The organism is Variovorax trehalosi (genome assembly GCF_051216415.1).
GTDB lineage: Bacteria > Pseudomonadota > Gammaproteobacteria > Burkholderiales > Burkholderiaceae_C > Variovorax.
Genome location: NZ_JBPJZG010000001.1, coordinates 1,503,287 through 1,526,964, shown reverse-complemented (window position 1 = coordinate 1,526,964; position 23,678 = coordinate 1,503,287). Strand labels below are relative to the sequence as shown.

Below are 23,678 nucleotides of genomic sequence, written 5' to 3'. Positions count from 1 at the left end.
CCTCTCTGACTGAAATCCTTCCCATGATCCATCGCAAGAACATCCTCTCCGCGCTCCTGGGCGCTGCCATGCTGGTGCCCCTGGCCGCATCGGCTCAGCGAGCTGCTGCCGCCGACGACCTGAGCCCGGAACAGGCCAGCCGCCCGCGTTCGCAGAAGGTGGAAGAGGCCGTCAGGCTCGCCAAGGATTTCAAGTTCCTGAAGGAGGGCGTGCTGGTGGTGGGTACCACCACGGGACGGCTGCCGCTGGCGGCGTACGCCACCGACACGAAGACGCCCGTGGGCAATGCACCCGACATCGCACAGCTCGTGGCCGACAGCCTGGGCCGCAAGCTCGAGCTGGTCTCCACCGTCTGGGCCGACTGGCCGCTGGGCCTGCAGTCGGGCAAGTTCGATGTGGTGGTGTCCAACGTGACCGTCACCGAGGAGCGCAAGGAGAAGTTCGATTTCTCCACCTACCGCAATGACCAGTTGGGCATCTACGTGAAGTCCGACAGCAAGCTCGGTGCGATCAAGGAGCCGAAGGACATCGCAGGGCTCAAGCTCATCGTGTCGGCCAGCACGAACCAGGAGCAGATCCTGCTGCGCTGGAACAAGCAGAACATCGCGGCCGGGCTGAAGCCCGTGGAGATCCAGTACTACGACGACGATGTGGTGCAGCGCCTCGCGCTCCAGTCGGGCCGCGCCGATGCCTACGTCGGCCCCAACGCCCTGGCTGCGTACGAGGCACGCGACGGCAAGACGCGGCTCGCCGGCCTGGTCTCCGGCGGCTGGCCGCTGAATGCCGAGATCGCGGTGACCTCCCGCAAGGGCTCGGGCATTGCCGAGGCCATCACGGTGGCGCTGAACGCGCAGATCAAGAACGGCAACTACGCCAAGGCCCTGTCGCGCTGGAACCTGAGCTCCGAGGCCATCGAGGTGGCGCGCACCAATCCGCCGGGCCTGCCGAAGAACTGAGGCCGAAGTCACCATGTCTTTCAAGACCCAAGTGGTCGCGCTGGTCGCCTTCGGCCTGATGGCCGCAACGACGGCACACGCCGCCGACAAGTTCGACTTCAGCCCCGAACAGAAAGGCCGCCTGCATACGGCCAAGGACGCCGAAGCGGTCAACGCCATTCCACCGGGCTTCAAGTTCGTGAAGGAGGGCGTGCTGACCATCGCGATCTCGCCGTTCGCGCCGCCCATCTCCACCTACGCCACCGATGCGAAGACCGTCGTTGGCTTCGACCCCGACTTCGCGCTCCTCATTGCCGAGTCGCTGGGCCTGAAGCTCGAGCTGCAGCCCGTCGCCTGGGCTGATTGGCCGCTGGGCCTGGCCTCGGGCAAGTACGACGCGGTGATTTCCAACGTGGGCGTGACCGAGCAGCGCAAGGAGAAGTTCGATTTCTCCACCTACCGGCTCGGCCTTCACGGCTTCTACGTGCGCACGGACAGCGCCATCAAATCGATCAAGGAACCGAAGGACGTGGCGGGCCTGAAGCTCACGACCGGCGCCGGCACGAACCAGGAACGCATCCTGCTCGAATGGGACCGGCAGAACGTGGCCGCGGGCCTGAAGCCGGTCGCGATCCAGTACTTCGACGACGATGTGACACGCTGGCTGGCGGTGACCACGAAGCGCGTCGATGCCAACTTCAACCCCAACGCGCCGCAGGCCTACGAGGCGGCGAAGAACGGGCAGTTGCGGCTGGTCGGCACGGTGAATGCGGGCTGGCCGCTGAAGTCCGACGTGGCGATCGCCACGCGCAAGGGCAGCGGCCTTGCTGCGGCGCTGAGCGTGGCAGCCAACAACCTGATCCGCAGCGGCACCTACGGCAAGGCGCTCGCGCGCTGGAGCCTCGCGGAAGAGGCGCTGCCCAAGTCCGAGATCAATCCCCCGGGCTTGCCCAAGTTCTGAAGAAGAAGGAGGGCGGTACCGTGGCCATCCATCACATCGGTTTTCTCACGCCCGGCAATTACGCCGAGGCCAACCCGCTGGCCGGCCTCGAGGCGGCACTGAAGCTCTTCGAGTTCGGCGAGCGGCGCGGCTTCGACAGCGCCTGGGTGCGGCAGCGGCACCTGGAGCGCGGCGTGTCGTCGGCCACGACCATCCTCGCGGCCGCGACACAGCGCACGCGCTGCATCGAGCTGGGCGCCGCGGTGATCCAGATGGGCTACGAGAACCCGTTCCGCCTCGCCGAAGACCTGGCCACCGTCGACGTGCTCTCGCGCGGCCGGCTGCAGGTCGGCCTGAGCGCGGGCGTGCCGCCGCATGGCGCGCTGCTGGGCAGCCGCTTCTACGACGCGGCGCCGAACACCATCGACTTCACGCACAAGCGCGTGGCGCGCCTCAGAGCCAACCTGGAAGACGTGCTGCTCGGCGACGAAGACACCTTCGTCGAATCGGCGGGCGGGCGCGTGCGTCCGCGCGTGCAGCCCTATGCGCCGGGGCTCATCGACCGGCTCTGGTACGGCGGCGGATCGCTGCGCTCGGCCGAATGGGCGGGGCGCAACGGATTCAACCTGTTGCTGGGCAACGTGCTCTCGGGCGAGCACACGGACGATTTCCTGCAGGCTCAGTCGGCCCTCATCGAGCGCTACCGCGCGAGCGAGGCCGGGCTGCGCACTGGCCGGGTGGCATTGGGCCGCGTGATCGTGCCGCTGGATGGTGCCGATGCGGCCATGCGAAGGCGCTACCGCGAGTTCGCGGCGGGCCGCGTCGAACGCACGCTCACGCCGCAGGGCGAGCGGCGCACGCTCTTCGCGACGGACCTCGTGGGCTCGTCCGACGAAATCCTGGAGCGGCTTCGCAAGGACCCGGTGCTGCCGCAGGTGCGCGAACTGCGCGTGGAGCTGCCCTACAACTTCGCGAGCGAGGAGTACGAGCAGATCCTGGACGACCTCGCACGTCGCATCGCGCCCGAGCTGGGATGGCATGCGCCCGCCGAGCCCAAGCCCGTGCGCGAAGCCGCGCTCCTTGCCGATTGATGCGGCTGCCCTTAGTCGAGCTGGGTGTATTTGCTGAATTGGTTATGGACTTATCGCAAACGCTTCGTTGGTGATCGGCGCGCGCTTGCCTAGAGTCCAGCCTGTCTTTTTCATGATCATTCACAAGGAGTTCCGCATGTCGATTCTCAGCAGATGGTGGCGAGCCGCGTCCTTCGCCACGCTGACCTTCCTGGCCACCTCGCCCGTCGCGTTCGCCCAGGCATCGGCCGACGGCAGCGGCCCGCTCGTGTCGACCGAGTGGCTCGAGAAGAACCTCAAGAACCCGAAGCTGCGCGTGATCGAGGTCAGCGTGAACCCCGGCCTCTACGAGCGCGGCCACATTCCCGGCGCCGTCAACTTCTCGTGGCACAACGACCTCAACGACCGCGTGCGGCGCGACATCGTGAGCCAGGCCGATTTCGAGAAGCTGCTGTCCGCGGCCGGCGTCGACAAGGACACCACCATCGTCCTGTACGGCGACAACAACAACTGGTTCGCGGCATGGGGCGCCTGGGTCTTCGACCAGTACGGCCTGTCGAACGTGAAGCTGCTCGATGGCGGCCGCAAGAAATGGGAGGCCGAGAACCGGGGCCTGGACAACCGCGCGCCCGAGTACGCCGCCACCCGCTTCAAGGTGACGCAACCCAATCCGCAGATTCGCGCGCGGCTGGCCGACGTGCTGGCCGTGGCCGAGGGCAAGAGCGACACGAAGCTGGTCGACATCCGCTCGGCCGACGAGTACAGCGGCAAGATCTTTGCGCCCGCCGGCGCCGCCGAGCTGGCGGTGCGTGCAGGCCACATCCCCGGCGCGGCCAACGTGCCATGGGGCCGTGCGGTCAATGAAGACGGCACCTTCAAGTCGGCCGCCGAACTGAAGGCGCTCTATGCGGGCGTGGGCATCGACGGCAGCAAGCCGGCCATCACCTACTGCCGCATCGGCGAGCGTTCGAGCCACACCTGGTTCGCGCTCAACAGGATCCTTGGCTACAAGAACGTGCGCAACTACGACGGCTCGTGGACCGAATACGGCAACGCGGTCGGCGTGCCGGTCAACAACCCGAGCGGCACGGTCTGGGCTTCCAAGTGACAGCTCTCCAAACAGGCTTCCAGCCAGGTTGACGAATGAGTTCGAGGTGAGTCGGAGTCGGGTTGTCTTCACAGCCAACTTGATGGACGACTTTTGAGCGGGCCTTCGGGCTCGCTTTTTTTATGGATGACCCGGAACGGACATGGCCACTTCATTGCCTTCACTTTCCCGCACCGGCCTCGTCGCAGCAACGGCGACGGTGCTGCTGATCGCCGCCGGCGTGCACCTGCTCGGCGAACGCAGCGGCGGCCGGGCGCTCGCGTTCGCACTCGGGCTGGGCGCCGTGCTCGGCGTGGTGCTGCAGCGTTCGCGCTTCTGCTTCTACTGCCATGCGCGCGACTACTTCGAGGGTGGCGATGCGCGCGGGCTGCTCGCCATCGTGGCGGCGCTCGCGGTCGGCACGGTGGGCATGCATGTCGTCATGACGGGCTGGCTGCCGGTGCCGCAGCCCGGCCGGCTTCCGCCCGATGCGCACATCGGGCCGGTCAGCTGGGCGCTGGTGCTCGCGGGCCTAGCCTTCGGCGCGGGCATGGTGGTGTCCGGCTCGTGCATCAGCGCCCATTGGTACCGGCTGGGCGAAGGCTCGCCGACCGCGCCTTTCGCGCTGCTGGGGGCTGCAGGTGGGTTCCTGCTGGGCTTCAACAGTTGGAACTGGCTCTACAGCGCCACCATCGCCACTGCGCCGGTGGTGTGGCTGCCGCATCACCTGGGCTATGCGGGATCGGCCGCGTTGCAGCTCGCGTTGCTCGGTGTGCTGAGCGCCGTGCTCTGGCGACGGTTGCCAACGCCCGAAGCACCGGCGACAACGCCCCGCAGCTTTGCGGCTGCGTTGCGCGGCTTGCTGCAAGGGCGTTGGGCCTATGGCTGGGGCGGCATCGCGGTCGGCGCGATCGCTGTGATCGTGGTGCTGCGGTTGCGCCCGCTGGGCGTGACGGCCGCGCTGGGCAGCGCGGCGCGCGACCTCGGGAACGCACAGGACCTTCTGCCGCAGCGGCTCGACGGGCTCGATGGCTTCGGCGGTTGCGTCACAGCCGTGGTCGAGAGCCTCTGGCAAACGCCCAATGCATTGCTGATCGGCGGGATCGTGGCTGGCGCGCTGGCCGCGGCGCTCGCAAGCGGGCAGTTCAAGCCTGCATGGCCGAAGCCCGGTCAGATCGCGCGCGGTCTCGGCGGCGGCGTGCTGCTCGGATGGGGCGCGATGACCGGGCTCGGCTGCACGGTCGGCAACCTGCTCTCGGGCACCATGGCTGGTGCGCTGTCGGGCTGGGTGTTCGGTGCGAGCGTGCTGTTTGCGGTGTGGGCGGGGCTGCGCGTACTCAATCGCGGTCGATGAAGACGCCCGCGCACAGCGCGATGCCGACGACGTAGAGCAACCAGGTCCATGGGACCGCGTAGGGATAGAACATCAGCGCCACGCCGATCCATTTGCTTCGCTTGCGGCCGGAGCGCTTGCCGTACCTGTACGCCGCGATGCCCGCGAGGCCGAACAGGACGGCACCGAAGATGTAGGCCGGGCTCGGCAGGGTGATGCCGAGCGACTGCAATGCTTGCAAGTTGTCCATGGGCGAGTGGGGATGATGTGGGGGGCGCCTGCTCTGACTACCGGGCGGGCCGCAATTGTTCCCGGAGTATTCGCCGAATTTCCAGAATGGCCAGCGGGTTCTCCTGCACGCTGTGCGCCGACCGAAGCACCAGCTCGGACGCCGCGCCGTCCAGGTGCGCGCTCTCGTAGGGCACGATGCCGTCGCTCGAGAGCGCCTGGGCGACGCCCGGCGTGTCGTTGCCGATGATCGAGTGGAAGCGCACGCGCGGGTTCATCGGCAGGCCCGAGGACATCTGCACGAAGGCATCGCGGTCGCTCAGGTTGTCGATGCTGTTGGGAATGCGCAGCGGCCCGATGTCCTGCTTGCCGGGCGCGATGCGCATCAGATCGCGGGAGATGTCGTTCAGCTGCCCCAGCATCGCCACCGGCAGCGTGATGAGGTTGGCCACCCAGCGCGCGACGCGGTTGTTGGCGAACGGCGTGCCGCGGTGCGGCGAGGCGATGAAGATCGCATCGCTCACCTGCGGCAGCGGCTCGAAGCGCAGGTAGGGCGCGAGCCGCTGCTCGATGCGCTGCTGCTGTGCGCCCTGCATGGGGTAGCTCGTGATGAGCGCGTCCCACAGCTTGTCGCCCGACGAAGACACCAAGAGGCGCGAGAGCACGCCGCCCATGCTGTGCCCGATCAGCGTGATGTTGCGGGAGGCCTCGGCTTTGCCGCCCGGGTCGAAGTGCGCCAGCGTCTCGGTGATGGCCTGGCGGATCGCGAAGTTGTTGATCGGCAGCGGCGCATTCGTCGGGTAGTAGACCTGCCAGATCTGGTAGCTGCGGCGCAGCGTTTCGTCGCCCAGCACCTCGTTGGCCACGTTGATCCACGCCTCGGGGCTGCTCGCGAGGCCGTGCAGCATGATGACCGTGCGCCGGTTCGGGTCGTAGGGCTGCATCAGGTAGATGCGCGGCCGGGTGAGCCCGTCGGCGCTGCCGAACAGGCTGCGCAGCGCTTGGCGTGCGAAGTCGGAGCGGGCGAGCCAGAGGCCGTAGCCGGAGGTGAAGTTGGCGGCAAGCGGAATGTCCTGCTCCGCGAGTCGCGTGGTCGAGGTGCGATAGGGGTCGAACACCACGATGCGCGCGGTGTGCGTGGCGAGCACCGCGCGCAGGTCCGCGCCTTCGAAGCGCAGGAGCGCGGTCAGACCGGGGAAGGGCATCTCGCTGTAGGGCGGCGTGTCGTCCTCGGTCTTGTTGTCCGCGGGGCGTGGCGAGGGCGCCGGCTGGTTGGTCTCCACCACCAGCTCGGCGCCGAATCCGTCGCGCCGGTAGGTATTGCGCAGGCCTGAGAAGGTGAGCGAGGCGGCGGGAATCAGCGCCTGCGGCACCGGATCGTCGGGACGCAGTTCGAGCGCGGACAGGTCGGTGTCGATGCGCCAGGCACCCACCTGCGGCACGCGCGGCAGCGCATCGTCGCCTGCGAGGCCGCTCTGGCGGTAGCGGCTGAAGAGGCCGGTGATGGCCTGTTGCACCGCGTAGTTGTAGTAGTCGCGCACCTGCGTCTGGCGGTCTTCGAAGGCCCGGTCGCGCGGCTTGCGCGCGGTGAAGAACAGGTAGGCGTAGGCATGGCGCGCGGTCTCCAGGTAGGCCTCGATGGTCTCGGGCGCAGAGGGGCCGGCATTCGTGCCACCGGCCTTGCCGGTCGTGAGTGCCACCTGGAGCCAGACTTCCGAGAGGGCGGAGAGCCGTTGCTCATCGGTGAGGCCGGTGGAGTCGGCCAGGGCCTGGCGGCAGGCCTGTCCGTTCGCGGTGCACTGGTCGGTGTCCGATCCGATCACGCGCAGCACCTCCTGCGCCGAGGTGCTCAGCTTGCCGGTGATGAGCACGTCGCCGCGGCGCTGCGCAAGGTATTCGGAGGGAGAGATCGAGCCGACCGTGACGCCTGCGCAGCCGGTCAGCAGCAGGGCGGCGCAGAGCAGGGCCGGCAGTGCCAGGAAACGCGAAGCCGTCATGGCTTGGCTCCGGCATCGACTGCCATTTCGACGCCCGGCAATTCGTCCCGGATGGCCTGCGAGAAGTTGTCCGCGCCGGGATTCTTGTCGAACGCGCGTGCACGTTCGGTGATGCGCCCGGCCGCGCGCAACGCTTCCATGCCAAGGCCCGGCGTCAGGGCACCGACGTCGTGGAGGTACTCCGGCAGGTAACCCGACGCCAGCAGCCGCCAGTCCATCGGCAGCCCCGGCACCACATGCCTGGCAAGCGCGTAGACGATGGTCGTGCAGTTGGCGGTGAGCGTGTTGTAGAAGCTCGGCGCGCGCACCAGCGCCGCGCCTTCATTCAGATAGCCGAGGAACAGCGAGCGCATCTCGGCCTGGGGCAGGCGCACGCGGTACATGTAGACGTCTTCGCCGCGCACGTTGGTGCGCACCCGCAGGATGTCGTGCTCGTCGGCCGCGACGAGGCTCATTTCGAACTCCTTGAAGAAACCGCCGACGGACGAGAAGCTCTCGCCGCGTTCCTTGCGGATCTCGATGGAGAAGGTGACGAACTGGCCGTCGTCGAAGCCGAAGGACACGAGCGTGTGGGCGATGGCTGGGCCGGTCCAGTAGGAGAGCGACACGTCGACCGAGCGAAGGCGGTCGAGGTCGTAGCGGCGGGTTTCCCACCGCGGGGTGTAGTCGGTGTCGCTGCGCCAGTCGAAGTTGCGCACGTTCTCCATCGTGACCACGTTCCCCTCGACGCGCGCGACGAGCTGCCGCGCCACGTCGTCGGCCCAGACGCGATCCTGCGAAGGCAGGACGGTGCCCCACCACGCGAGCACCATGGCGAACCCCACGGCATACGAGAGCAGGGCGCGTGCGGCCTTGCCGCGCCACAGCAGCGCGATCGCCACGAGGCCGAAGCCGGCCCAGAGCACGCCGGCTGCGATCTTGATGGCGGGTGTTGCCGGCAGCTGGTACCACAGGGCCGCACAGGCCCATGCGGCCGTGAGCAGCACGGCGAGCGAGGCCACGAGGCGGCCGGAGAAACGCAGGAAGGTTCGAATCATGGAAGGGGAAGGGAAACCGGTGATTTGCAACGAATTCATTACGCAGGGCGCGCAACGCCCAAGCTTATTACGGCGCGCCGGCGGTTTGTGGTCTCCACCGCTAGCGGGTAAGCGCGCTGTCAGAAAGCGCACACAGAGTGAACCGGTACGCCCCCGTGTGCCGTCCGTCCGCAGGCGAATGTGCGGAACAAGAAGACCAACAGGAGACCTCCCTCATGAAGAAGATGCGCAAACACGCGCCGGCCTTGGCTGTTGCCGCGGCCGTTTCGGTATTGATCGCCGGATGCGGCATCGGCATCGGCAGCAGCAGCGGCCTCGTTGCCCGTACCGATTCCACGGGCGTCACGAAGCCCGCCGTGCCGATCACGAGCGTGAACACGCTGCAGGGCTCGACCAAGGACGTGTCGGTCGAATTCCACGAAGGCACCAACATGGCCGCCGCGCCGTCGCCCGACGGCAAGCGCATCGCATTCACCGCGATGGGCGCGCTCTGGATGCTTCCGCTGCGCGGCGGCATCGCCACGCGCATCACGAGCTGGGACATGGAGCCGACCGCACCGGTGTGGTCGCCTGATGGTCGCCTCGTAGCATTCCAGAACTACGACGCGGAAGGCAACTATCACCTCTGGGTCGTGCAGCCCGATGGCGCAGGCCTTCGGCGCATCACCACCGGCCCCTACGACGACCGCGAGCCCGCGTGGACGCCGGACGGCAGGGGCCTGGTCTTCGCATCGGACCGCAGCAACGACGGCCAATACAAGATCTGGCGCGTGTCGCTCGACGATGCGCGCTACACGGCCCTGACCTCGGGCGCCGGTGCGGAAAGCAATCCGGCCCTCTCGCCCGACGGCAGGCAGCTTGCCTTCGTGGACACGGCCCGCGTCTTCACGCGGACGGTCGGCAGCACCGAGGCCCCGAAGCTCGTCGGCCCCGGCACCATGCCCGCATGGGCGCCCGACGGCTCGGGCCTGGTGTTCCAGACCGACCGCAAGACCTTGAGCGTGCGCGGCAAGGACGTGGCGCAGAACGAAGACTTCTTCCCGTTCCCGGTGCGCCACCTTGCGGATGGTCGCTTCATGTACACGGCGGACGGCCAGATCAAGATCCGCAATGCGGCCGGCGAAGCGCCCGCCAACGTGCCCTTCAGCGCGACGCTGACCGTGCGCCGGCCCGCCATCGACAAGCAGAAAGACCGCGGCTTCAACGCCATGGGCCCGCAGCCGGTGCGCGGCATCAGCGGACCGGTGATCTCGCCCGACGGCCAGAGCGTGGCCTTCGTCGCGCTCAACGACGTGTGGGTGATGAAGATCGGCCAGACGCCGGTGCGCCTGACCAACGACAAGGCGCGCGATGGCAGCCCACAGTTCACGCCCGACGGGCGTGCCGTGTACTTCTCGACCGAGAAGGGCAACGGCGGCGCACTGGCCATCGACCAGGTCGAGATCGGCTCGAAGCGGCGCACGCGCCTTGCGGCGATCCAGGCGAAGTCGATGGTCACGCCGAAGATGTCGCCGACTGGGGACCGCATCGCCTACACCACTGGCTCCGGCCAGCTCGAGGTGTGGGACATCGCCTCGCGCACGCCGCAGGTGGTGATCGCGCAGGTGAGCTCGCAGGTCAGCACGCCCTCGTGGCTGCCGGACGGCAAGCGGGTGGTGCTGGTGGACAACGAGCGCATGAACAACCGCTTTCGCGAGGGCTACAACAAGCTGCGCGTGATCGACATCGCGGCCCGGACCGGCACCTTCCATTCCGTGGCCAAGGAGCCGATGCAGATCTCCGACCGCGAGGAGGGCGCCGCGGTCGTGTCGCCGGACGGCACCAAGGTGGCCTTCATCATGGATTCGGTGTTGCACGTGATGCAGCTCAACCCCGACGGCTCGCCCTTCGGCGCGCCGGTCAAGCTCGCCGGGGAGGCGGCAGACCTGCCTTCGTGGGCGGGCGACTCGCGCACCATCCTCTACAAGGCGACCGACAAGCTCAAGACCATCGCGGCCGACGGCTCGGGCGCCAGGGAGATTCCGCTCGATCTCTCGTGGACGCAGGCCGTGTCGAACGGAACCACGATCGTGCGCGCGGGCCGCCTGTGGGACGGCAACAGCGACACCTTGCGCACCGACGTCGACATCGTCATCAACGGCAACCGCATCACGGCGATTCGCCCGCACGATCCGGCGGCTGCGCGGCGTGCCCGCAAGTACATCGACGCATCGGCGCTCACTGTGATGCCGGGGCTGTGGGACCCGCACTTCCATCCGCTCACCCTGTACCAGGGCGGGCAGTACGGGCAGGTGGCCGCGTCGATGCTGGCCTATGGCATCACCTCGACGCAATCGGTCGCGGGGCCGCTGCACCAGAGCATCGAGATGCGCGAGGCGCTGGACGCGGGCAACCTCGTGGGCCCGCGCCTGTTCGTCTCGCCGCCGCTGTGGGAGGGCAACCGGCTCTTCTACAGCTTTGCGCGGACCCTGCGCACGCCCGAGGTGGCCGACCTGGAGATCGCGAAGGCCAAGGCCATGGGGGCTGACTACCTGAAGTCGTACGTGCGCGCGCCGATCCCGATCATGGCGAAGATCGCGCAGGCCGGGCTCGACATGGGCGTGCCCACCGGCACGCACATGCTGGCGCCGGGCGCGGCGGCCGGCATCGGCGGCACCACGCACCTGTCGGCGACGCAGCGCATGGGCTATGGATGGTCGAAGTCGGTCGGCGGCTTCACCTACCAGGACGCGTACGACCTGCATGCGAAGGCCGATTTCCGCCTGGTCGACACGCTGTTCTCCTCGCTTGCACTGGTGGGGGAAGACCCGTTGATGACCAGCGACGACCGCTTCAAGCTGCTGATCCCGCCGAACTTCCTCACGGGCCTGCGCGACACCAAGGCGCCGACCCCGGCCGTGCTGCAGCTCGCCCGCAAGGACGCCGAGCAATCGGCCAAGGTGCAGCGCGCGGGCGGCCTGCTGGCCATCGGCACCGATACGCCGCTGGTCGCGCCCGGCATCGCGCTGCAGACCAACCTGCGCGCGGCGGGCATGGCCGCGACCAACCACCAGGCACTGCAGGATGTGACCATCAACGCCGCGCGGATGAGCCGCGTCGAGCAGGACCTGGGCACGGTGGAGGTCGGCAAGCTGGCCGACCTGGTGATCGTGCGCGGCAATCCGCTGCAGGACCTGAAGGCCGCGGCCGCCGTCGAGTACGTGGTGAAGAACGGGGTGAGCATGTCGCTCGGCGAGATCCTCGCGCCGTTCCGCACGCCGGCCGCCTTGCACGAGCGAAGGAAAGCGGTGGTCGCTTATGAGAAGCTGTGCCGTGCCGATCCGCACAACTGCGCGGACATGAACCACGCGGACTGAGCGCGCAGCGGCTGCATCGTCGTTCAAGAAAAAAGGGCCATGGGATGAAGAGGATCGTTCGTGTCGTCGTTTCGCTGTTGCTGCTGCAGGCACTCGCAGCGTTCGCGCAACCCATGGCCCCCGCGCCGCGTCCACCCTCCGCGCAGGCGTTCAAGAACCTCGTGCAGTACGACCGCAAGCCAACCTACGAGGTGGCGGTTACCGGCGACGGCACGCTGGCCTTCCAGGTGTTCGTCAATGAACTGCCGCTCTACAAGAGTCCGCTCAAGCGGGCCGGCACCTTCAAATTCTTCGTCAATCAGGCGATCCTGCAAAGCGGGCCGCAGACGGTGACAGTGCGCTTCGCACCCGGCCCCGGTCAGGAGCGGCTGCCCGACACCGACGCGTTCAAGCTCGAGGTGATCGCGAGCGGCTGGATGAAGGGAGGCGGGCGCGAGCCGGCGAAGACGCTGGCCAACTACGAATTGCCCAAGCTGGTCGATGGCAAGCAGCCCGAATTCAAGCAGGGGAACGAGGCCTCGAAGTCGCTCACCTTCGATGCGTCGGTGCCCTATGCGCTCGCTGGTTGGCGCAACAGCGTGCCGCTGGATGCGGGCGATGCGCAACTGAAGACCGAGGTGGTCGCGGCCTACGAACGGCTGATGGACGACTTCCGCAAGAGGAACGGCGTGGCCTTCATGGGGGCACTGGCCAAGGCCGAGTTCATGGCCTACGAGGTCAACTACATGACGCCCGATGAAGCGCGGCGCCGGTTCGACCAGTGGGTGAACTCGGTGAATGGAGGTGGCATGACGCTGGCGCCGCTGGAGAACTACGCCGTCGAGACGCTGTCGGGCAACAAGCTGGTTCGCCTGAAGCGGACCGATGCACCCAACCTCGGCGAAGGCGTGCTGCGCGTGCCGTACCAGAAGTTCAGGCAAGACCGCACGCTGGTCTACGACATCTACCTGCACCGGCCCACGGCTACCTCGCGGCTGGAGCCGATCTGGTTCTACATGGTCGATTCGAACTGAGCGAACCGACGCACCCAGCTACAGCATGTAGGTCACGAGCTTGAAATCGGGGTCTTCGGGGAACGACTTCACGCTGAAGCCCAGCCGGCGCACCAGCTTCAGCATGTCGGGGTTGTTCGCGAGCACGAGGCCGTCGACTTCCGCCAGGCCCCGGTCGCGCGCCACGTCGATGATGCTTTCGAGCAGCCGCGAGCCGATGCCCTTGCCGCTGAACTCGTCGGCCACCACCAGCGAGAACTCGCAGCTGGTCTGGTCGGGGTTGGTGACATAGCGCGACACGCCCACGATGCGCTCGCTGTCGAGGATGGTGCCGTCGGGCGCGTTGCTGCGCTCCATCACCACCGCCACCAGCGCCATCTCGCGGTCGTAGTCGATCAGCGTGAAGCGCGAGAGCATCGACGGCGGCAGCTCGTGGAAGCGCGAGACGAAGCGAAACCACCGGCTCTCGGGCGAGAGGCCCTGCACCAGCGCCTGCAGCATCTGCGCGTCGTTCGGATGCACAGGCCGCACGGTGTAGATGTCGCCGCCCGTGCCGGGCAGCGGCCATTCGCGCCGGTAGCGCGCGGGGTACGGCATGATGGCCAGGTGCTGGTAGCCGCTGCCCACGTGGCCCGCCACTGCCTGCGGGCTGCTGTCGACCACGATGCGCGCATCAACCGACACCGCGCCATGCTCGTCCACGATGATGGGGTTGATGTCCATCTCGCGCAGCTCGGGCAGCTCGCACACCATTTCCGAGACGCGCAGCAGCACGTCTTCGAGCGCCTCCATGTTCACCGGGTTCGCGCCGCGCCATTCGCCCAGTGTCTCGGCCACGCGCGAGCGTTCGATGAGGCGGTGCGCGAGAAACTGGTTGAGCGGCGGCAACTCCATCGCGCGGTCGTTCATGAGCTCGATCATGGTGCCGCCCGCGCCGAAGACGATGACCGGGCCGAAGGGCTCGTCGGTCACGAGGCCGACGTAGATCTCGCGGCCGCGCCGCGCCTTCACCATCTTCTGCACCGTCACGCCGTTGATGCGCGCCTCGGGGGCGAGGCGGGCGACGCGCTCCATCATCTCGACGTAGGTGTCGCGCGCGCTGGTGCCGTTGAGCACGTTGAGCGCCACGCCTTCCACATCGGACTTGTGGCTGATGTCGGGCGAATCGATCTTCAGCGCCACCGGAAAGCCCAGCTGCGTGGCGATCATCATGGCTTCGTTGGCGCTGCGCGCGAGCAGCGTTCGGGTGATCGGGATATGGAAGCACGACAGCAGCGACTTCGACTCCATCTCCGTCAGTACCTTGCGGCGCTCTGCCAGCACGCTCTCGATCAGCAGGCGGGCGCCTTCGATGTCGGGCTTGGCCAGGGCCGAGAGGGGCGGCGGCGTCTGCTGCAGCAACTGCTGGTTCTGATAGAAGGCCGCGATGTTGCCGAACGCGCCCACGGCTGCCTCCGGCGTGCGGAAGCTCGGGATGGTGGCTTCGGCGAGCACCGCGCGCGCATTGCCGACGGACGAGTCGCCCATCCAGCAGGCCAGCAGCGGCTTGTTCATCGGACGGGGGATGTCGGCGAGGGCGCGGGCGGTGGCGGCTGCATCGGCGCCGGCCTTGGGGGAAAAGATGGCCAGCACGCCATCGACCTGGCTGTCGGCCGAGGCGGTGTCGATGGCGGCGCGGTAATGCGCGGGCGTGGCGTCTTCGGAAAGGTCGATCAGGTCCGTGAGCGTTGCGAGCGGCGGCAGCGCGGGCTGCAACAGCTTCTGCGCGGGCGCGGAGAGCTTGCCGAGGTCGAGGCCAATCTCGTTGATCCAGTCGGCCGCCAGCACGCCGGGGCCACCGCCGTTGGTCACCACGGCGAGTCGTTTGCCCACGGGGCGGTAACGGGAGGCGAGGCACTTGGCGGCCGAGAACAGTTCGACAAAGGAGCGCACCCGCACGGCGCCTGCGCGGCGCAGCGCGGCATCGAACACGTCGTCGCTGCCCACGATGGCCGCGCTGTGCGTCTGCGCCGCCGCGTTGCCAGCAGGCTTGCGTCCGGCCTTGAGCACCACCACCGGCTTGGCATGCGAAGCCGAACGCAGGGCACTCATGAAGCGGCGCGCGTCCGAGATGCCTTCGAGGTACACGATGATGCTGTGCGTGGCCTGGTCGTTGGCAAGGAAGTCGAGCACCTGCGGAATATCCACCGAGGTGTGCGGGCCCAGCGACACCACGCTGGAAAACCCCACGCCGTTCTGCCGCGCCCAATCGAGCATCGAGGCGGTGAGCGCGCCCGATTGCGACACCAGTGCAAGCGGCCCGGCCTTGGCCAGCGGCCCCGCGACGCTGGCGTTCAGATGCAGCAGTGGGCGCTGGAAGCCCAGCGAATTCGGCCCGAGCAGGTGCACGCCTTCGCGGCGCGCGATCTTGCGCCACTGGGCCGCTTGCTCCGACGCGATGCCGTTGGAGATGACCACCGCTGCCTTGCAACCGATGCGTCCGGCGATCTCCAGGGCAGCCGCCACGTCCTGCGGCGCGAGCGCGATCAGGGCGAGGTCGGCATGCGTCTGCGAAAGTTCCTCGAGCGTGCCCTTGGTGCGCACGTCGAGAAAGCGCAGCGTGCCGTCGAAGCGGTCGGCGCGGAAGGCCTCGCGCAGCACGCGGCCCGATGCGGTCTGGCCGCCGGAGTCGCTGGCGTTGCCCACGAAGGCCACGGCGGAGGCGGGTGCGAAGAGCGGGGTCAGGAAGTGCTTGTCCATGCGCCAAGTTTGCACCTATAGGCGGGGCCTGTCGTCAGTGCCCATACGGGTCCTGTACACTCCGGCCTCCATGTCGTGCCTCCCACTCCACACCGCATCCGCCGCCGCCCGCATGGGCCGGATGATGCCGCCTGCACTCCCGCAGGCAATGGGTGCACGAATGATTACCTCCATTACCACCGCGGCCACCTGAGCACGCGTAGGTGGCCGTTCCGGCAGCCACCTGGTGAATCGCTCTTCTCCCCCGAAGGAATGAAACCCAGCTCTGGCAGCTGGGTTTTTTGTTTGTTCTTTCGTTCGGAGAAGTCCCATGTACCGCGATCCAGTCCAGTCCCTTCAGCCGCTTCACGGTGTTCCCGTAGCCATGCGCCCGCTGCGCGTGGGCATGATCGGCATCGGCACCGTGGGCTCGGGCACCTTCCGTGTGCTGGCCCGCAACCAGGCCGAGATTGCCGGCCGGGCAGGGCGGGACATCGAGGTGGTGATGGTGGCCGCGCGCAACCTGCCGCGGGCTGCCGGCATCGTGGGCGATGGCGTCCCGCTGACCGATGACCCGATGCACCTCGCCACGCACCCCGACATCGACGTCCTGGTCGAAGTGGCCGGCGGCACCGGCCCGGCACGCGACTGGGTGCTGGCGGCCATCGCGCATGGCAAACATGTGGTCACGGCCAACAAGGCGCTGCTGGCGGAGCACGGCGCCGAGATCTTCGCTGCCGCCCGGCAACACGGCGTGGCGGTGGCCTACGAAGGCGCAGTGGCGGTCAGCATCCCCATCATCAAGGCGCTGCGCGAGGGGCTGACGGCCAACCGCATCGAATGGGTGGCGGGCATCATCAACGGCACCACCAATTTCATCCTGAGCAAGATGCGCGACGAGGGCCTGGACTTCGCCGCCGCGCTCGCCGAGGCACAGGCCCTGGGCTATGCCGAGGCCGACCCGGCCTTCGATATCGAGGGCATCGATGCCGCGCACAAGCTGACGCTGCTCGCTGCCAATGCGTTCGGCACGCCGGTGCGCTTTGCCGATGTGCAGGTGGAGGGCATCACCGCGCTGCAAGGTGTGGACGTGACCTGCGCCGAACAGCTGGGCTACCGCATCAAGCTGCTGGGCATCGCTCGGCGGCAGGAGGACGGCGTCGAGCTGCGCGTGCAGCCCGCGCTCGTGCCCGCCGCGCATCTGATGGCGCATGTGAACGGCTCGATGAACGCGGTCATGGTCAAGGGCGATGCATCGGGCGTGACGATGTACTACGGTGCAGGTGCCGGCTCGGAGCAGACGGCGTCGGCCGTGATCGCCGACCTGGTCGATGTGGCCCGGCTCGATGGCACCCATGCCGCGCAGCGCGTGCCGCACCTGGGCTTTCATGCGCATGCCATGAGCGAACTGCAGGCGTTGCCGCGTGCTGCCGTGCGCACCTCGCACTACCTGCGAGTGCCTTTGCATGCGGCGAGCCAGATCGAAGCGGTCGCGGCCTTGCTGGCAGGACACCAAGTGCCGGTACAGCAGGTGGTGCTGGCGGCGGAACAGCCAGAGATGGGGCCCCAGGTTCTGGTGTTGACGGGACCGGCAACGCAAGCCGCGATCGACCTGGCAATGCATGCGCTGCGGGCGCATCCGACGGTGAATGGCGCGGTGACGACGCTTCGCGTGGAAGAACTCGCGAACTGACTTCGGGAAAACGGAGGAATGACTTTAGGCACTGTGTGCCTGGCGGAAAAGGGGCTAGCTTCACCGTCGCCCCAGAGGTCGGGCGACGCGTGATCGCCAATGAAAGGGCCACCAATGCCGCAGTCTCCGGATGCAGGAGAAAGCCGAGGATCGCAACCGGAGTCAAAGGCCGGGAGTGCCGTCCAGACGCTGCCGGCCCCCTCCGGCGACAGGCTCGTCCTGTCGATGGATGCGGCACGGCTGCAGACGCTGCCGCACGGCAACATGTCTTCGGCGCTCAAGAGCATCGTTCTTTTTCTGGGGCTGATGTCGCTGGGGATTGCGGCGTGGTTCTGCTGGCAGCTCGCCGAGGCATTTCTGCAGGGCAGCGCCGACACGGCCTTCGTGCTCATCATGTCGGTATCGGTCTTCGTGTTCGCGCTGATTGCCGTTGCCGCGCTGGTGCAGGCGGTGACCGCGCCCTATGCATTTCCCACGCTCTTCAACCGGGTGACGGGCAAGGTCGTTCAGCTCAGGGGCGGGGAGCGGATCGAGGCCGATTGGTCGCAGCTGGTTCCGCAGGTGGAAGTCGCCATGTCGGACGGTGCACAGTTCTGTCACCTTTGCCTGGCCGGTCCGGCGGAAGGCGGCGCCGGGAAGACGATCGTCGTCAGCAACGCAAACAACAGTCCCGCCGATTGCCTCGCGCATTACGAGTTTCTGTGCCGGTACATGGCGGGTGACTGGCGCGCATTGCCGGAGGTGGAATGCCTGGAAGGCGCCAGAAGGCCTCTGCTGCGGGAGTTCAGCGACAACCTGTGGACACAGATGACGAACTATCGGCCGTGGGGTGAAAGATCCGCGCAGGGAAAGGCGCTGTCTTCGGCCGCGTTGCTGCTGATCGCGCTGCTCTGGTGGCCGATGCTGCTGCTGACGCTGATCGGGTCCCGTCTCGGGAGCTTGCCCCGGTTTTCCGCCGCCGATCTGGGTACCCGCTCGGCGCTGCCGGAAGGCTCTGCGCAGGAGCCCTTGGTGCGCATCCGCTTCGTGTCGGCGTTGGGGACCGCGGAACAGGCGGTCTATGTTGCGATTGCGGCGATATCGACTGCGGCGTGGTGCTGGCCCGGTGCCGGTGTGCTGGCCAGAATCGCGGACATGGTCCGCATGCTCTGAGCGAATTCAGGCCGGCAGTGGCCTGGCGCCGCCCTGCTGGAGTGGCAGCACTGCATCCATTTCCAGCCAGCGAAGCTCGTCCGGCCCGAACGGCTGGGAGCGCGACATTCCGTCCATCCGGACCCTGACGGCCGCCGAACTGGACGAGGTCACCGTTCCCAACTGCCCCCTGAACTCGACCCGCGCACCTCGCTTGGCGGGCACGTTGTACCTGGCTCTGATGTGTGCGTAGTTCATAGATTTGAAACAATGTATTACTTTTGGTTTCAGGAAGCAAGGCTGCAAAAGCGCTTGGCCTGTTCTGAACGGACGGGTCAGCGCATCCGTTGTCAGGCTCGACTCGCCGTCGACGCATCGCGCAGGAAAACCGGGAAATCCATCACAGGTGGCCACGAGCAGCAAGACCGTTGTCACGCTCTCGTCCGAAAGGCCGCACCCGGCACTTGGCCGCATCGCGCGGTCATGCGTCGTTCGCCTGCGCCAGCAGCCATTGCCTGAACACCTGCAGCGACTGCATCTGCGCCGACTCTTCCGGGTACACGAGGTAATAGCCCTTGGCATAGCGCCACTTGCGGCGCGACAGCCGACGCAGCCGCCCCGAGGCCACCGACTCGTCGCTCATGTAGGGCGGCAGCAGCGCCACGCCCATGCCTGCCAACGAAGCGTTGAGCGCCATCGACATGATGTCGTAGCGCGGCCCCTCGCGGCCCGCTTCGCCCACGATGCCTTCGCGCGCGAACCACTCGTCCCACGCGCCGGGCAGCGTCTGGTGATGGATCAGCGCCGAGCGCGGCGTGTTCGCATCGACCGTCTTGCCGTGCGCGGCGATCCACGCGGGCGCCGCGTAGGGCGACAGGTCCAGCGGCAGCACGAACTCGCTGTGCAGGCCCGGTCGCTTGCCATCACCGAATTCGAGCGACGCATCGACCGGCGTCGCACTGAAATCCACGGGCCCCACGCGCGTTCCGAGGTTCAGCGTGATCTCGCCGTGGTCGCGCGTGAACCCCGGCAGGCGCGGAATCAGCCAGTAGCTGCCGACCGAGGCGCCGCACGACAGCGTCAACTCGCCGCCGCGTCCCTTGAGCGCCATCACGTTGGCGGTAGCGCGTTCCAGTCGCTGCAGGAGCGGTGCGACTTCGCCGAGGTAATAGCGGCCCGCGTCCGTCAGCGCCAGGGCCTCGCGCCGTCGCGTGAAGAGCTTCACGCCGAGCCGGTCTTCCAGCGTCTTCACCTGCCGGCTCACCGCGCCCTGGGTGAGGCGCAGCTCCTGCGCGGCGGCGGTGAAGGAGCGCAGCCGCGCGCTGGCCTCCAGGCACATCAAGGACATCGTCGAAGGAGCGCGAACGTGCTGGTTCATGAGAAAAGAACAAGTCTGGTGTATGCGCTCTCTGGGGGTAACCCTGGAAGCACCGCCACCGTGCATGAGGAAAGCTCATGCTAATCCCAGAAAACGTGGCTTGTCCAATGCGGCACACGAACTGATCATCGGGCCACCGATCCTTCATCAGCCGGAGTTCTCTGCCATGCGTCCACGTGCCTTGCTGTGTGCTCTCTTCGTCGCCGCGATGGCGGTGGTCTCGCTGCCGGCCCTCGCGGCCTATCCCGACAAGGCGATCCGCCTGATCGTGCCCTCGGCGCCGGGCGGCGCACCCGATTCGCTGATGCGTGCGCTGGGCGCGCAGCTGTCGCAGCAGATGGGCGTGCCCATCGTGATCGACAACAAGCCCGGCGGCTCCTACACGATCGGCACCATGGACCTGGTGCATGCCGCGCCCGACGGCTACACGCTGGCCTACGGCAACATCGTCTCGCTGGCCACCAACCGGTCGCTCTTGCCCAACGTGCCGTACGACGTCGAGAAAGACCTGACGCTGGTGGCCAACACGCTGCGCCTGTCGAACCTGATGATCGTCAACAACGACCTGCCGGTGAAGAGCGTGACCGAGCTGATCGCCTACGCGAAGAAGAACCCGGGCAAGCTGGCTTTCGCATCCGATGGCAACGGCACCACCGCGCACCTGGGCGTGGAGCTCTTCAAGTCGATGACCGGCACGAACATGCTGCACGTGCCCTACAAGGCGGCGACGGCGGCGGTCACCGACCTCATCGGCGGCGGCGTGCAGCTCATGATGGTCAACACGCCCGTGTCCGGTCCGCTCGCGCAGTCGGGCAAGGTGAGGGCGCTGGGCATCTCGTCGCGCCAGCGCTCGTCCACTTATCCAGACGTTCCCACCATCGCCGAGGCCGGTGTGCCGGGCTTCGAGGTGGAGGCCTGGGGCGGGATCATCGGGCCGGCGCGCATGCCGAAGGACGTGGTGGCGAAGCTCAATGCCGAGATCCGCACCGCGCTGGCCACCCCGGCGGTGCGCGAGCGCTTCCGCCTGCTGGGCGCGGAGACCGATTTCGGCACGGCCGATCAGTTCCTCGAACTCTCGCGGCGCGAGACGGTCAAGTGGGCCAAGATCATCAAGGACTCCGGCGCCAAGATCGATTGAGTCGACTGAAGGCCAGCACACCATGACCCCCTGGAAAGCCGCAAGGCCCGGCGACCCCGTCGGCGCCATCGACACCCCCGCGCTCGTGCTCGATCTCGACGCGTTCGAGCGAAACCTCACTCGCATGGCCGGGGCGCTGCGCGGCAGCGGCGTGCGGCTGCGCGCGCATGCCAAGTGCCACAAGACGCCGGAAATCGCCTGGCGCCAGATCGCCTTGGGCGCAGCCGGCATCTGCTGCCAGAAGGTCAGCGAGGCAGCGGTGTTCGTGGAAGCCGGCATCGAAGATGTGCTGGTCACCAACCAGGTGATCGGCGAGACCAAGCTGCGCCACCTCGCCGCGCTGGCCCGCAAGGCGCGCATGGGCGTGCTGGTCGATCATCCGCAGCAAGTCGAAGCGTTGAGCGCTGTCGCGCAGGCGGAGGGTGTCACGCTGGATGTGTACGTCGAAGTCAACGTCGGCGCCAACCGCTGCGGCGTGGCACCCGGTGAAGAGGCGGTGCGGCTCGCGCAGCAGGTTGCGGACGGCGCGCCGCAGTTGCGCTTCATGGGCCTGCACTGCTACCACGGGCCAGCCCAGCACCTGCGCGCCCCCGAGGATCGCGCCGCGGCCATCGCCGGCGCGGTGGACGCCGCGCGCACGACCCGCGACGCCATCGAGGCCTGCGGCATCGCCGTCGAGCGCGTGACGGGCGCGGGCACCGGCAGCTTCCAGCATGAGCGTGACTCGGGCGTCTTCAACGAGATCCAGGCCGGCTCCTATGTCTTCATGGACCGCGACTACGGTGACAACCGGCGCGGCGAGGGCGACGTCGCGTTCGAGCACGCGCTCTTCGTGCGCACCACCGTCCTGAGCCGCGCGACGGCCGAGCGCGCCGTGGTGGATGCGGGCCTCAAGGCTTCCAGCGTCGATTCGGGCATGCCCACCGTCTGGCAGCGCCCCGAGCTGCGCTACGTGAAGGCCGCCGACGAGCACGGCGTGCTGGCCACGCCCGATGCCGCCGCGCTGTCCCTGGGCGACCAGCTGATGCTGGTGCCCGGCCATTGCGACCCGACCGTCAACCTCTACGACGAACTGGTCTGCGTGCGCGGCGGGCGGGTGGAGGCCCTGTGGCCCATCGCCGCGCGTGGCGCGCTGCTTTAACTCCCTTCAACCCAAGGCATTCAAGGTACTCATTCGATGCAGGAAAAATTCGACCTTCTCATCCGCAACGCCAGCATCGTCGATGGCACCGGTGCGCCTCGCTATACGGGCGACATCGGCATCAACGGCGACCGCATCGCCCGCATCGGCGATCTGTCCGCCTTGCACGGCAAGGTGGAAATCGACCGGGCAGGGCGCATCGCCGCGCCCGGCTTCATCGACGCACACACGCACGACGACCGCCTCATGCTGTCGAACCCCGACATGGCGCCCAAGGTCAGCCAGGGCATCACCACGGTGATCGCGGGCAACTGCGGCATCTCGCTCGCGCCGATGCCGGGCGGCATCACGCAGCCGGTCACGCCGCCGCTGAACCTGCTGGACGAGGAGGGCGGCTGGTTCTCCTTTCCGACCTTCGCGTCGTACATTGCCGAGCTGCGCGCCAAGCCCGCGGCCACCAATTGCGCGCTGCTCGTGGGGCACACCACGCTGCGCGTCGCGACGCTGGACGACCTGGGGCTGCCGGCCACCGAGGAACAGATCGTCCGCATGCGCGCGCTGGTGCAGGAAGCGCTCGAAGCCGGTGCCATCGGCGTTTCCACCGGCCTCTACTACGAGCCCGCGGTCGCCGCGCCGACCGAGGAAGTCATCGAGACCTGCCGCCCGCTGAAGGACTTCAACGGCGTCTACTGCACCCACATGCGCAACGAGGCCGACCGGGTGATCGACTCGCTCGAAGAGACTTTCCGCGTCGGCCGCGAAGTCGGCGTTCAGGTGGTGATCTCGCACATGAAGGTGGTCGGGCCCGAGAACCACGGCCGTTCGCAGGAGGCGCTCTCGTTCATCGAGAAGAACATGGCCACGCAGCCCATCTGCCTGGACTGCTATCCCTACACGGCCGGCTCGACGATCCTCTCATCCGACCGCGCCGCAAGCTCGTCGCGCGTGATCGTGAGCTGGTCGAAACCGATGCCCGAATACGCGGGCCAGGACCTGGACGTGATCGTGAAGAAGCTGGGCGTGAGCCAGGACGAGGCGATCCGCCAGCTCAGCCCCGCGGGCGGCATCTACTTCCGACTGGACGAGGCCGACGTGCAGCGCATCCTGAAGTTCGACCAGACCATGATCGGCTCCGACGGCCTGCCGCACGATGCGTCGCCGCATCCACGGCTGTGGGGCAGCTTTCCGCGCGTGCTGGGCCACTATGGCCGGCTGCTCGGGCTGTTCCCGCTGGAGACGGCCATCTACAAGATGACGGGCCTCACCGCGAAGAACTTCGGCCTGAAGGACCGCGGTGTGTTGAAGGAAGGCGCGTATGCCGACTTGGCCCTGTTCGATGCCGACACGGTGGACGAAGCGGCCACCTACGAATCGCCGATGGCGCCTGCACGCGGCATCGAGGCGGTGATCGTCAATGGCGCGGTCGTGTGGCAAGGCGGCGGTCCGACGGGTGCGCGGCCAGGGCGGGTGCTGGCGCGCGAGACTGAAAAAGCGACGGGCTGAG

At 67.6% G+C, this 23,678-nt stretch carries 17 protein-coding genes; 12 read left to right on the top strand and 5 right to left on the bottom strand.

Translation table 11 applies throughout. From position 1 onward, the window contains the following. Window positions 1-23: 23 nt before the first annotated feature. The 5 genes from ACSFA7_RS07045 (at window position 24) to ACSFA7_RS07025 (ending at window position 5,386) form a co-directional block, all read left to right on the top strand. Window positions 24-956, top strand: coding sequence for an ABC transporter substrate-binding protein (locus ACSFA7_RS07045; protein WP_435498704.1), 933 nt, complete (start codon window positions 24-26; stop codon window positions 954-956). Window positions 957-969: 13 nt separating this feature from the next. After that, window positions 970-1,896, top strand: coding sequence for an ABC transporter substrate-binding protein (locus ACSFA7_RS07040; protein ID WP_435498703.1), 927 nt, complete (start codon window positions 970-972; stop codon window positions 1,894-1,896). 20 nt (window positions 1,897-1,916) lie between these two features. Beyond that, complete coding sequence (locus ACSFA7_RS07035; RefSeq protein WP_435498702.1) at window positions 1,917-2,966, top strand: LLM class flavin-dependent oxidoreductase; 1,050 nt, start codon at window positions 1,917-1,919, stop codon at window positions 2,964-2,966. A gap of 136 nt (window positions 2,967-3,102) precedes the next feature. Continuing rightward, on the top strand, window positions 3,103-4,053 hold the full coding sequence (locus ACSFA7_RS07030) for a sulfurtransferase (RefSeq protein ID WP_206173392.1): 951 nt from the start codon (window positions 3,103-3,105) through the stop codon (window positions 4,051-4,053). Between the two features lie 142 nt (window positions 4,054-4,195). Continuing rightward, window positions 4,196-5,386, top strand: a complete 1,191-nt coding sequence (locus ACSFA7_RS07025; RefSeq protein WP_435498701.1) for a YeeE/YedE family protein — start codon at window positions 4,196-4,198, stop codon at window positions 5,384-5,386. Here ACSFA7_RS07025 and ACSFA7_RS07020 read toward each other — a convergent pair. From ACSFA7_RS07020 to ACSFA7_RS07010, 3 genes are read right to left on the bottom strand one after another with little or no spacing between them, the layout of a single operon-like run. Continuing rightward, window positions 5,370-5,615, bottom strand: a complete 246-nt coding sequence (locus ACSFA7_RS07020) for a hypothetical protein (protein WP_206173390.1) — start codon at window positions 5,613-5,615, stop codon at window positions 5,370-5,372. The genes ACSFA7_RS07025 and ACSFA7_RS07020 overlap by 17 nt on opposite strands. Before the next feature lie 37 nt (window positions 5,616-5,652). Continuing rightward, window positions 5,653-7,590 (bottom strand): esterase/lipase family protein, encoded by a 1,938-nt coding sequence (locus tag ACSFA7_RS07015; RefSeq protein WP_435498700.1) that lies wholly within the window; start codon window positions 7,588-7,590, stop codon window positions 5,653-5,655. Beyond that, window positions 7,587-8,627, bottom strand: a complete 1,041-nt coding sequence (locus ACSFA7_RS07010) for an Lnb N-terminal periplasmic domain-containing protein (protein WP_435498699.1) — start codon at window positions 8,625-8,627, stop codon at window positions 7,587-7,589. Before ACSFA7_RS07010 ends, ACSFA7_RS07015 begins: the two co-directional genes overlap by 4 nt. Before the next feature lie 215 nt (window positions 8,628-8,842). Here ACSFA7_RS07010 and ACSFA7_RS07005 point away from each other — a divergent pair, with 215 nt between their 5' ends. Then, window positions 8,843-11,983, top strand: a complete 3,141-nt coding sequence (locus tag ACSFA7_RS07005) for an amidohydrolase family protein (RefSeq protein ID WP_435498698.1) — start codon at window positions 8,843-8,845, stop codon at window positions 11,981-11,983. A gap of 44 nt (window positions 11,984-12,027) precedes the next feature. Beyond that, window positions 12,028-12,996 (top strand): hypothetical protein, encoded by a 969-nt coding sequence (locus ACSFA7_RS07000; protein WP_435498697.1) that lies wholly within the window; start codon window positions 12,028-12,030, stop codon window positions 12,994-12,996. An 18-nt stretch (window positions 12,997-13,014) separates the two neighbouring features. Here the strand turns inward: ACSFA7_RS07000 and ACSFA7_RS06995 are convergent, their stop codons facing one another. Then, entirely contained in the window at window positions 13,015-15,714 is a 2,700-nt protein-coding gene (locus tag ACSFA7_RS06995) for a bifunctional acetate--CoA ligase family protein/GNAT family N-acetyltransferase (RefSeq protein ID WP_435498696.1), read from the bottom strand. 310 nt (window positions 15,715-16,024) lie between these two features. On the opposite strand from ACSFA7_RS06995, the gene ACSFA7_RS06990 reads away from it, so the two are divergent. After that, the gene (locus tag ACSFA7_RS06990; RefSeq protein ID WP_435498695.1) at window positions 16,025-17,386 is read left to right on the top strand and encodes a homoserine dehydrogenase; all 1,362 of its coding nucleotides are present in this window, start codon (window positions 16,025-16,027) and stop codon (window positions 17,384-17,386) included. Between the two features lie 114 nt (window positions 17,387-17,500). After that, window positions 17,501-18,538: a hypothetical protein gene (locus ACSFA7_RS06985; protein ID WP_435498694.1), complete on the top strand. Its 1,038-nt coding sequence runs from the start codon at window positions 17,501-17,503 to the stop codon at window positions 18,536-18,538. Window positions 18,539-18,998: 460 nt separating this feature from the next. Here the strand turns inward: ACSFA7_RS06985 and ACSFA7_RS06980 are convergent, their stop codons facing one another. Continuing rightward, complete coding sequence (locus tag ACSFA7_RS06980) at window positions 18,999-19,895, bottom strand: LysR substrate-binding domain-containing protein (RefSeq protein WP_435498693.1); 897 nt, start codon at window positions 19,893-19,895, stop codon at window positions 18,999-19,001. A gap of 166 nt (window positions 19,896-20,061) precedes the next feature. Here ACSFA7_RS06980 and ACSFA7_RS06975 point away from each other — a divergent pair, with 166 nt between their 5' ends. From ACSFA7_RS06975 to ACSFA7_RS06965, 3 genes are read left to right on the top strand one after another with little or no spacing between them, the layout of a single operon-like run. After that, complete coding sequence (locus tag ACSFA7_RS06975; protein ID WP_435498692.1) at window positions 20,062-21,033, top strand: Bug family tripartite tricarboxylate transporter substrate binding protein; 972 nt, start codon at window positions 20,062-20,064, stop codon at window positions 21,031-21,033. A 22-nt stretch (window positions 21,034-21,055) separates the two neighbouring features. Further along, complete coding sequence (locus tag ACSFA7_RS06970; RefSeq protein ID WP_435498691.1) at window positions 21,056-22,174, top strand: DSD1 family PLP-dependent enzyme; 1,119 nt, start codon at window positions 21,056-21,058, stop codon at window positions 22,172-22,174. A gap of 36 nt (window positions 22,175-22,210) precedes the next feature. Further along, on the top strand, window positions 22,211-23,677 hold the full coding sequence (locus ACSFA7_RS06965; protein ID WP_435498690.1) for an N-acyl-D-amino-acid deacylase family protein: 1,467 nt from the start codon (window positions 22,211-22,213) through the stop codon (window positions 23,675-23,677). Window position 23,678: the final 1 nt, after the last annotated feature.